Origin of the sequence: Zarconia navalis LEGE 11467 (assembly GCF_015207075.1) — a bacterium.
GTDB lineage: Bacteria > Cyanobacteriota > Cyanobacteriia > Cyanobacteriales > Geitlerinemataceae > Zarconia > Zarconia navalis.
The window spans coordinates 1-10,546 of the sequence record NZ_JADEXN010000130.1; the positions used below are offsets into that span (position 1 = coordinate 1).

Below are 10,546 nucleotides of genomic sequence, written 5' to 3' on the forward strand. Positions count from 1 at the left end.
CACCAGTGCCTTTGCCGGTGCGATCGCCTTTAGTCCTTGGATTTGGGTGATTCTCTCCAACACGGGTCAAATTAGTCGCGTCATCTCCGAAGGGGAATCGGAACTGTCGATCGATTTTCTGATTAATCGCTGGTTTCGCAATATCAACCGCGTCTTTTTTAACGCCGATTTAACCAGCTTCAACTTCGTTCTCACCTGCTTTGCCTTTTATTCCCTGTACTTTCTCGTGCGCCACGCGCCCAAATCCGTTTGGTTGCTATTTGTTGCCGTTATCGGTGTCAACGCCCTTTCGATTATGTTGCCCGATGCCATTTTAGGGGGAAGGCGATCGTCTGGGGTGCGCTACCTATTTCCGAGCTACATCCACATTCAAATTCTCGTCGCCTACGTTTTCACCACCCAAATCGATCGCCTCAAAGCCTGGAAACAGCAAATCTGGACGTTCTGCGCGATCGCCATCCTCGTCGCCGGGGCAGTTGCCTGTATCGTCGAATCCCAGCAAGAAATAACCTGGAGTAAAAGCAACGACAAAGCCGAATATTACATCCCCGTCGGAGATGCGATCGCCCTTGCCGAAAATCCCCTCATCGTCAGCGATGCGCCTCCGGTTCAAATTCTTACCCTCAGCTATCGCCTCGGGCAGCAAGTTCACCTGCTCCTGTCGCAGCAACCCAACCCACCCCAAATTCCCGAAGGCTTTAGTACGGTCTTTCTCTTCAATCCTTCTCCCGCCTGGAAAGATGCCCTGAAAAATACACCCAATTGGCAACTCCAAACGGTGGTGGAAAAGCGAAACGACCCCGAACACGAGCTGAAACTGTATCGATTGAATCGGGGATAAGTTTAGGAAATTGGCGTGTAGGTACGAGTGCGATCGGCATCGATTTTACGGTGGTCGTCCAGCGGTGGAAAATCGACGATAATTTTTCAGCGCTCCGACCCCGTGCAGTTCTCGAACTGACTCGCTCGGGGGGGGCAATTTCGTGTTGGTGCTGTCGATATCTAAGGCATCTCAGGAAAAAATATAACTGTGTTCTCTAGTGATTTTCATCCTAAATTGCGATGGCTTCTAAATATTCGATCGACGATTTATATTAATGTATATGTTTGGACTGGTTTGACTCGACCGAGTCAAAAAAAATTAATTTATCGATCGAAGATTTAAAATATATTAAATTTAATAAACTGTATATTTTTTCAGACGATCGATGCAAAAAACTCTCTATTCAATATTTTACAAAGCAAAAAACTAAGTCAACAGAAAAGCAATTAGATATGGATATTTTAATTGTAGACGATAATATTAATAACCTCCGTCTTCTCTCAGCGATTCTCGAAGAAAAAGGCTATCAAGTCAGAAAAGTAACCAATAGCAAATTCGCCCTTAAAACCGTGGCGCTAGCGCCACCGGACTTAATTTTATTAGATATTAATATGCCGGAATTCGATGGCTACGAAGTCTGTCGTTACCTCAAAGCAGGCGATCGAACTCAGGACATTCCCATTATTTTTCTGAGTGCCTTTTCTCAACCTCAGCAAAAACGAGAAGCCTTTCAGGTCGGAGGAGTCGATTACATCACCAAACCGCTTCAAGTGGAAGAAGTGCTGGCGCGAGTGAAACACCAACAAATGCTGTACCAATACAAACTCGAATGCCAACAAGCTAACCGGGAAGCCCATCTGCTGCGAACGATCGCGATCGCCCGCGCGCGGCAACCCGATCGGCAATCGTTCGCGAAAGTCGCACTGGCAAGCGTTTGTCAAACTCTCCATTGGGATGTCGGAGAAATTTGGGCTGTGCGGGGAACATTTTTGGCCATCGAGGATGCAACCTACAGCAGCCAGAACCATTTGATGGAGTTTGTCCGTCAGAGTCGCACCCGCACTTTCGAGCTGCATCGAGATGTGCCCGCATCCATTTGGAAGTGCAACCAACCGGAGTGGGTTGGCGATCTCGACAAAGCTCGAACCATCCCTTTTTTCCGTAGTTCTACAGCAATTAGAGCCGGTTTGACATCGGCTCTGGCGGTGCCGATTTGTTTCGAGCAAGAACTGTGGGGAATATTACTGTTATATTGTCAAGCCCAGCAAAACCTCGCGCGATGCGAGATCGATGGGCTTGAAGCCGTCGCGGCTTGCCTATCATCGTTCTGGGTTCGCGCTCGACCGTGAGAATTCGATCTAGGAAAAGATGGAATTGAGATAACGGGGCGTGCGGACGATCTCGATCGACTGATGTCGGTTCTCATCTGCTTAGATGCATCTAAATTGTGTGAGTTTGGGATAGCTAAAACTCCCATTTTTCTGTTTTTAATTGTCGGGCCGTGTCGAGTGCAAATCCTTGTTCGAGCCAACGATCCGTACTCAAATATCCTTAATCTGAATTGACGGTCAATTGTCATCTTGAGTCATTCATTTTAAATGCCTCTGCCCATCTCCTCTGCCAAGATTCTCTAAATTGGGTATTCCTATTTTCTTCCCGAAAACCTCCCAAGACCTGACATTCTCTCTCAAAACGAGTAGTTTCGCGGATGACATGGACAAAGCAAGCACGATATAACAAGTTCAGCGATTGCCGGTGACTTTAACAGATTTTTTAGAAGATTTAAAGTTCGACGGCAAGACTTAAGTTTTGAGCGTAGTGGTACTGTCTAACCCGAGATTGACCGGTAGGTCGCTCTCCAGACCCGTAGGAGAACTTCTCGGGTTGGAATTTTAAGTGGATTTTTTTGATGTTGAAACTCGATCGTGCTTCTGTGGAAGTCTGTACTCGTGTTATGTCCGAGCCTCAATCTTTTGATTCTTTAGGGGAGATCCTTGTCGTTGATGACGAACTCGACAACCTGAAACTGTTATCAAGGATGTTGCAAGATCGTGGATATTGCGTCCGGCAGGCCATGAGCGGCGAACTGGCGTTAAAGGTTTGTTTGAGGTCTCCTCCGGATTTGATTCTCCTCGATATCATGATGCCGATTCTCAATGGATACGAGGTGTGCGAGCAGCTCAAAGCCGATGCCATCCTTGCGGACATCCCCGTCATCTTTATGAGCGCTTTGGGAGGGGGATTCGATAAAGCCAAAGCCTTTAAAGCTGGGGGGGTAGACTATATTACCAAACCCTTTCAAATTGAAGAGGCAATCGCCCGCATCGAGCACCAACTGACCATTAGCTCCCTGCAAACTCAGCTTCAAAAGAGAAATCAAGAACTCGAGCAAACCCTGAGCGATCTGCGGCACACTCAAGCTCAACTCATCGAGCGCGAGAAGATGTCTGGTATCGGAGTGCTAGTGGCGGGAGTCGCCCACGAAATCAACAATCCCGCCAATTTTATTTACGGCAATATCGCCCCAGCGATCGAATATACAAATGATTTATTTCACCTGCTAACGCTTTACCAAGATTGCTATCCCGAACCCGTTCGAGAAATAGAAGAGGCGATCGATTCGATCGATCTAGAGTATCTCAAAGCCGATTTTCCCCGGCTGCTGAAATCTCTCAATACCGGAGCGAGCCGCATTCGCGATATTGTCAAGAATTTGCGGTGTTTTTCGGCTCTCGATTGCGCGCCGCTGAAAATTGCCAACCCCCACATCGGACTCGAAAGCACGTTGATGCTGCTGCAAAATCGTCTGAGCGCTCAACCCCATCGCCCCGAAATTGAGGTTCGTCGAGAGTACGGCAACGTATCCCCCTTCGAGTATTATCCAGCTCTGCTCAATCAGGTCTTTCTACACTTGCTCGCCAATGCCATCAATGCCATCGATACGAGAATCCAGAAAGAACAGTGGAACGATAAGCTTCGATGGCTCTCTCCTTTGATTTCCATTCGTACGAAGGTTCTCGATGGAGATTGGGTAGAAATTCGGATCGCCGACAATGGGATTGGAATTCCCCAGGGCGATCGAGATCGGGTCTTCGAGCCATTTTTTACCACCCAACCCGTCGGTGCGGGAACGGGACTGGGATTGGCCACAAGCTACTCGATCGTGGTCACCCAACATGGAGGTCAGTTGGAGTTCGAGTCTGAGGTGGGACGGGGAACTGAATTTATCGTTCAGCTCCCCTTTCGAGGCGGATCTTGTCCCCCAGACGATCGTCACTCCGATGGTTGAGATGCCCCATTCAAGCTCGCCATTCTAACGACGAGCGTGAATGGCGAGCATCTCGCGCGCCTTATTCGTAAAAGCGAGTGCAATAAACAAGATTACTCACGACTCCATCTCGCCCGCCTTCGATATATCCCCGTTCGGGAAAGTTAATCGGTTGCCAGATGACCCCAGTTCCCCCAACAAACGAAACGCCATTGAGCCGAACGACACCCCCATCACCGATAAAACCCAAAATCGGGCTGGCCGAATCGGGTCGGGCATAAATTTCTAACCCACCCGAATAACTGACGTTTCGCAAGTTCTCATCATTACGCCCGCATCGGGCCGGGGTTACCATCGGACCGACAGCATCTTTATCAGGAGTTTTATCCCCGTCGTCTTCAGGTTCGGGTTCGGTTTGGGCAACATCGTCACAAAGATAAGCCCCCCAGACGTAGCCTCGATAATCTTCGGTGGCAATTGGCTGCCAATCTCCTGCCGGGGGTGCAACTTGTAGCACTGAGGTTCCTGGAGGTAGCGCGTCTAGAATTCTACCGTCTGGGATCTCCCGCAGGTTCAAAGCCGAAATTCCCGGACAGACGACCGCTTCTCGGGCAGCTGGCTGAGCTTGAACTGAAGCCGGAGCGAACGCCGGGGTTAGTAGCAAGGCAAGGGAGAGTTCGGCGATCGGGAGATGAAATTTCATGTTTTTTGCACAATTCTCAACAGATGAGTCAATATTACCGGACGATCGCCGTCTGTAGGAGTGGGGATGAGGGGACTTCAGAATACCGACAAAAACAGTGCATTACTGCTAAGATTTGAAAATTTCTTTTCTGAAAGCTCTTAGGGTTGCCGTCCGCCTAATCGTTGCTCCGATGCTGCGGGCAAGACATCGATCGATAGGGTGGTATAAGGATTTTGCAACTGGCCGATAATCATAAATCGAATAAAATTTCCTAAGCCTTCCACCAATCGAGAATGACGTAACTCTCCGCAATCAACGGCGGTAAATCCAATATCCTCAGCTAGTTTCATGACAGTTTGACGAGCTTGAGCATCATCCGCACAGACAAATACAGAGACTTGGTAATCCTTGAGTGGACTGGGTGCAAGCTCAAATACTTCCTGAGCCATTGTATTAAAAGCTTTGACAACTCTAGCATTAGGAACTTGTGAAGCTAACTTTTCCGCCAGTGACAGTTCGATCGGAGCATAGGCAAATCCCTCTGGAATCTCGAAATTGTTGCAGTCAATGATAATTTTTCCGGATAACACCTCTACAGAAGTGAGTACCTCGGCAGGATTTATTCCCCGAATTGTATAAAGTAAGACATCACCAAATCTTGCCGCTTCATCGTTTGTGCCACCTTGCGTGCCTTGCTCGGCTAATGCTGCTACCGCTCGCCCTTTCTCCGTCGTTCGACCTCCAAAGAAAACTTCATGTCCTTGTTCTGCCCACAGCAGACCCAAAGAACTCCCCATATTCCCACTGCCAAGAATACCAATTTTCATCGTTTAACTGTGAACCTCTGTTCTACAGGACGGATGCGATAACGCAAGAACACCATATATCTTGTCCCAGCGTTATTGCAAGGACTTCGAGATGCTTGCAATAACGCCAGTGCAAAAATAAGTCGAAACCCTGACGCTACCGCGACCCAGAAATCGGCAAAAACTCGATCTTGTTGTTGAAGCATTCAACATTTATAGGACTTCCGCAACGGCTTCAGATGTAGGGACAATCTCCTTGAAATCGCCCCGATCGGACATCATATTATGGGGAGTTTGCGTAATTGTGTAAGTCCCGATCTAGCTCTTCACGAAAACTCAGGTTATGTAGCCATTGCTAAACTCGCACTTTTGAGCCTCCTTGATTGAGGGATTCGGTGAGTGCCCGGAGAATTTTAACCAACTGTGCGCCTACCCAACCGGAGGAAATCTGGCAGGGTTTGGATTCTCCGATGCACTCCAAGAAGCGATCGCAAACTTGTTTGAGGGGTTCGGCTTTTTCGAGTTCGAGAACGTCGCGACTTTGGTCTGTGGGAATCCAATAGCCATCATGCAGTTCGAGCTGACCCCGCTGAATCGCTAAGGGAGCATCGGGGGACATTTCGTCGAAAATGAGGGTTCCTCGCTCTCCCACCACCGCCAGTCGCCGCTGTTTGTCGGGGTTTAACCAGCACAGGTGGATCGTTGCCTCGAAACCACTTGGATAGATGAGTTTGGCCCAAACCACATCCGAGAGTCCTTGGGGGAAAAGGGTGCGATCGATGCTGTCGGAGGGTGGCTGAAGCCAGACATTGCCGGTAGCCGAGACGCGATCGGGAATTTCCCCCAACCAGGTGTTAAAAATAGCAATATCGTGAATGGCTAAATCCCAGAGGGCATCGACATCGGGACGTACGGGCCCTAGGTGAGTGCGGGTGGCGTAGCCGTAGCGCAACTGACCCAACTCTTCGCCCCGTAGCGCATCGGCACCGCGCCGCACCGCCGGGTGAAACAGATAGGTATGGTCGATAAACAGTTGCCGTTGCTGCTGTTCGGCGAGCTGGCACAACTCGAAGGATTCTTTGGGATTGAGGGTGAGGGGCTTTTCCGAGAAGACGTGATAGCCCTGTTTGAGGGCATCGGAAATTAGTTTGTAGTGGGTGGATGCGGGAGTGGCAACGGCGACAGCTTCGAGGTCTTTCATTTCCCGGACTTGAGTCCAACTTGAGGCCAACACCACATCTGGTGCGAACTCAAACTTTTCCGAAAGTGCTTTCAGGCGTTCCGGACGCGGATCGACGATCGCGAGAATTCGAGCATCGGGGTGGTGGAGAAAATTACGGACGAGGTGAACGCCCCAGCGTCCCGCGCCCAATATGGCAATTCCAGTCATATGAATGGTTAATGGTTGTTAATTTGAAGAATGAATTGAGTTCACAATTGCAAATTTCGACTTCCGAATTCCGAACTCTCCCCAGTTGCCGTTTGAAATGCCGTCCGGGCGGCTTCTTGTTCTGCTGTTTTAATCGATCGCCCTTTTCCCTTGCCCAAGCATCGATTTTGCAACCAAACTTCGGCACTGAAGCGTTCGGAACTCCCGTGAATGGGGTTAATTTCCACAACGCGGTACTCGGGAAGCAATTTATATTGAGCCTGCGTCCATTCTTGCAATGCCGCTTTGTAATTTTGACGGGCGGGACAGGCGCGGATTTCTTCGGTTAGGGTTTGGAAGTGGGAATCGAGCCAGGGACGCACCAGTTCGAGGGTGTAGGTACTGAGGTAGAGGGCCGCGGCGATCGCTTCGAGGGCATCGGCGAGTCGGCTTGCCATTCCTGCTTTATCTCCTGTCGCACTGCCAGCCACGAGAAGATATCGCTCCAAGCCGTAGCTGCGGGCAATCTGCGCCAAAATCCGATCGCTGACCAAAACCGATCGAATTGCGGCAAATTCCCCCACTTCAAAGTTCGGGTAGGTTTGCCACAAAAACTCGGCCGCTGCCAATCGGATCGCCGCATCCCCGACAAATTCGAGTTTTTCGTAGTTGGCGCTCGCACAAGCGGAAGAATGGGTGAGGGCTAGGTCGAGTAAAGACCAGTTTGCTAATACACCTTCGGGTAACCCGAGTTTCTGAAGGAGCTTTTGAAGTTGCTTTTGGCGTTGGGGAGGAATGGAGGACATGAAGAAATCGAACGGGCGCGATCGCGCGTTTGAGCGATCGGGGAGAGGACGAGCGAGGCTTTACTTTTTCTAGAATACACTGCCGCTTCGGCAACACACTCTCTCCACCGATGCCAGCTCGCCCCAAGATGCCGATGTCAGGAGGATTCCCGGATAGACGGCCGCGCCCCAACTCGGATGGACGAGCGCGGTGCAATTCCCCGACAGCCTCGCAAACCCCACGGTGGCGATCGCGGCGGCAACATCGTCGTGACGTACGCCTCCGGGGCGAGAGATGGTAGGATAGCCCGATTTGGGATCGATGGCATCTGCGGCAAACCCGCGATCGTGCAGTTGAGAGACGATCGACCGGGCAAAGATGAGGAATCGCGATCGCAATCGGTCTTTTTGGGCTTCAACTTCGGGCCTCTTCTGGGTTAGAGGTAAACTCGACCGTTGTAGAATGACGAGCGTTGAGGCGATCGAAACTTGCCAATCGGGTAAGATTTGGGCTTGATGGCGCGCGACGAAGGGACTGGGCGAACCCAGCCAAAGTTCTACAGATCGATCGCTCAAATCAAAAAAATCGGACATTCGCACGTTCAAAATTCGATCGGGAGACAAGGGAGAGGGGGAAGAGCGTTGCAACTGACCTACTCCCTACTCCCTATTAAGGAGAATAACGACTCATCAATTATTAATTGTTCGTTCGTTCATTCATTCATCTTCCGCACTTCACTTAGAGAATAAATAGCACAAAGACTCAAAAATATGACTTGGATAAAAAAGCAGAGCACACTTCTAACAGTCGCCAATCAGTGTGAAGACATACAATCGCGCGCGTGCTTTTCTTCTCCGACCTACCTTCACCAGCATTTTAAGTCGATCGGTTGTTATCCAATCCGATCGACCTTCAAAGCCATTTCAAATCCGGATCGCCCACCGCCTTCGCTGTTAATTTAAATATTCGGACACTCAAGACAGATACTCAATCTCGATCGTGACTCATTCCTTTGGCTTTTCACCCCGTAATACTCCCATCGATCGCCCCATCAAAATTATGCCCTTGGGGGATTCCATTACCGATGGCTATTTGGTTCCCGGCGGCTACCGCATCGATCTGTGGCACCGTCTGAATAAGCGCGGCTATCCATTTCGCTTTGTGGGTTCTAGGCGAAACGGGCCGGATATGCTCACCCAGAAGCAACACGAAGGCCATTCAGGCTGGACGATCGACCAAATTCGCCGCCAGCTCGAAGGCTGGTTAACTCAGTCTCAACCCGATATCATTTTACTGATCGTCGGCACCAACGACATGATTCGATATCATCGAGTGGAAGGGGCGGTCGGGCGGTTGAGGCGCTCGATCGACGAAATTTTCTCGCACCTGCCCCAAGCAAGCCTTCTCGTCGCTTCCCTGCCACCAATCGGGCAACCCTCCATTAACGAACGAGTGTTGCGCTACAACAACCAAATGAAGCAGCTAATTGCACGACAACAGACTCCCGAGCATCACCTCCACTTCGTCGATCTCCACCCAGTCTTCAACTTAGACGACTTGCCCGACGGCATTCATCCCAATCGGGAAGGGTTTCGCAAAATGGCCATCGTCTGGGATACTGCTCTGGTGCCAATTTTGAACCAAATATCGGCACGGCTCAAGTAGGAACCAACTCTCCCGGACGGAGTTTAGACCATTTGCCTCGCTCTAGCTTAAAGCTCTCGCACCCGACGACATCCCACTCCATCTCGACGGCATCTTGCTGGGGACGAATGTTGACGTTGATGGAGGGTTCGACGGGTTCAAAATCTGGGGAATCCGTCAGATGAAGCTGCTGATGCTGCCCTTCGACGGCGTGGTAAGTTAGACAGCGATCGACATAGTGACAGTTGACACAAATACACATGATTCGACCTCCAGGGAATTGTTTCTATATCTTAGGCAGAAAATCCAATTCTGGCGCGATACTCCCGAAGGGAGTTGCTAACGCGATCGGTTGAGCTTGCTTGAGTCATTAACAGTTTTAGCGTTTAAAATTTAGACTTTAGATTCTCAACATTCCCACTGAATTCTTTTGAAAGGTTAAAAGTCAAAAGGGCACAGATGGGTTGCTCGCTCTTTTCTCACCTGACACATTAAAAGTAGAGCGCTGCGCGTACCGCTAAGGACAGAAAACGAGCGAGCATCTTTGCGCCTGTGCTCCCCCAACTCCCCCAGCTCACCTACACCGATATTAATGTCTTCCCGCAGCACCATATCAGCACTTTCTCCTCAAACCTGGCCGTTTAGTTTGAAATGGTTGCCCCCGTCAGCCTATCTCGTGGGGGGGGCGGTGCGAGATGCCCTGCTCGATCGCGCGTCGGACTATTTCGATCTCGATTTCGTCCTGCCAGAAAATGCCGTAGGCACCGCCCGCGAACTCGCCCGACAATATGATGCCGGGTTCGTTCTCCTCGATCCCCAACGACAAATTGCCCGCGTGGTGTTTGAGACAGGAACGGTCGATTTTGCCCAGCAGGAAGGAGAAACCCTGGAAATAGATTTGTACCGCCGGGATTTCACCACTAATGCGATCGCCTACAATCCCCATACCGAAACTTTTTACGACCCCCTCGACGGCCGTCGAGATTTGCAGCGCCGGTGTTTGCGAATGGTCGCCCGAGACAACCTCAAAGACGATCCCCTGCGATTGCTGCGGGCGTACCGACAAGCGGCACAATTAGGATTTACCCTCGAACCGGATACCGACGCGGCGATTCGTCAATTTGCTCCCCTGCTCGGAAAAGTCGCTGCCGAACGAGTCCATTCC

The 10,546-nt window shown here is 50.4% G+C and carries 11 protein-coding genes; 5 read left to right on the forward strand and 6 right to left on the reverse strand.

All coding sequences use genetic code 11. The annotated features are described in order from the left end of the window. From IQ235_RS08935 to IQ235_RS08945, 3 genes are all read left to right on the forward strand, one after another. Positions 1-841, forward strand: an 841-nt coding sequence (locus tag IQ235_RS08935; RefSeq protein WP_441373253.1) for a glycosyltransferase family 39 protein, incomplete at its 5' end; no start/stop codon positions are given. A 434-nt stretch (positions 842-1,275) separates the two neighbouring features. Then, positions 1,276-2,172, forward strand: a complete 897-nt coding sequence (locus IQ235_RS08940; protein WP_264321129.1) for a response regulator — start codon at positions 1,276-1,278, stop codon at positions 2,170-2,172. Between the two features lie 605 nt (positions 2,173-2,777). Beyond that, positions 2,778-4,112: a sensor histidine kinase gene (locus IQ235_RS08945; protein ID WP_264321130.1), complete on the forward strand. Its 1,335-nt coding sequence runs from the start codon at positions 2,778-2,780 to the stop codon at positions 4,110-4,112. Between the two features lie 61 nt (positions 4,113-4,173). On the opposite strand, the gene IQ235_RS08950 is transcribed toward IQ235_RS08945, so the two are convergent. The 5 genes from IQ235_RS08950 to IQ235_RS08970 form a co-directional block, all read right to left on the reverse strand. After that, positions 4,174-4,794, reverse strand: a complete 621-nt coding sequence (locus IQ235_RS08950; protein WP_264321131.1) for an SH3 domain-containing protein — start codon at positions 4,792-4,794, stop codon at positions 4,174-4,176. Positions 4,795-4,934: 140 nt separating this feature from the next. Beyond that, positions 4,935-5,603 carry an NADPH-dependent F420 reductase gene (locus IQ235_RS08955; protein ID WP_264321132.1) on the reverse strand — a complete coding sequence of 223 codons (669 nt, stop codon included), beginning with the start codon at positions 5,601-5,603 and terminating at the stop codon, positions 4,935-4,937. Positions 5,604-5,937: 334 nt separating this feature from the next. Beyond that, positions 5,938-6,972 (reverse strand): Gfo/Idh/MocA family protein, encoded by a 1,035-nt coding sequence (locus IQ235_RS08960; RefSeq protein ID WP_264321133.1) that lies wholly within the window; start codon positions 6,970-6,972, stop codon positions 5,938-5,940. A gap of 41 nt (positions 6,973-7,013) precedes the next feature. Further along, on the reverse strand, positions 7,014-7,757 hold the full coding sequence (gene rnc / locus IQ235_RS08965; RefSeq protein WP_264321134.1) for a ribonuclease III: 744 nt from the start codon (positions 7,755-7,757) through the stop codon (positions 7,014-7,016). Positions 7,758-7,826: 69 nt separating this feature from the next. Then, the gene (locus IQ235_RS08970; protein WP_264321135.1) at positions 7,827-8,384 is read right to left on the reverse strand and encodes a methylmalonic aciduria and homocystinuria type D protein; all 558 of its coding nucleotides are present in this window, start codon (positions 8,382-8,384) and stop codon (positions 7,827-7,829) included. A 352-nt stretch (positions 8,385-8,736) separates the two neighbouring features. On the opposite strand from IQ235_RS08970, the gene IQ235_RS08975 reads away from it, so the two are divergent. Further along, the gene (locus tag IQ235_RS08975; RefSeq protein WP_264321136.1) at positions 8,737-9,402 is read left to right on the forward strand and encodes an SGNH/GDSL hydrolase family protein; all 666 of its coding nucleotides are present in this window, start codon (positions 8,737-8,739) and stop codon (positions 9,400-9,402) included. Here the strand turns inward: IQ235_RS08975 and IQ235_RS08980 are convergent. Further along, on the reverse strand, positions 9,395-9,643 hold the full coding sequence (locus IQ235_RS08980; RefSeq protein WP_264321137.1) for a Ycf34 family protein: 249 nt from the start codon (positions 9,641-9,643) through the stop codon (positions 9,395-9,397). The two genes, IQ235_RS08975 and IQ235_RS08980, sit on opposite strands and share 8 nt — an antisense overlap. A 330-nt stretch (positions 9,644-9,973) precedes the next feature. Between IQ235_RS08980 and IQ235_RS08985 the strand changes: the two genes are divergently transcribed. Then, positions 9,974-10,546 (forward strand): tRNA nucleotidyltransferase/poly(A) polymerase-related protein (locus IQ235_RS08985; protein WP_502652734.1); only part of this gene is annotated, 573 nt, incomplete at its 3' end.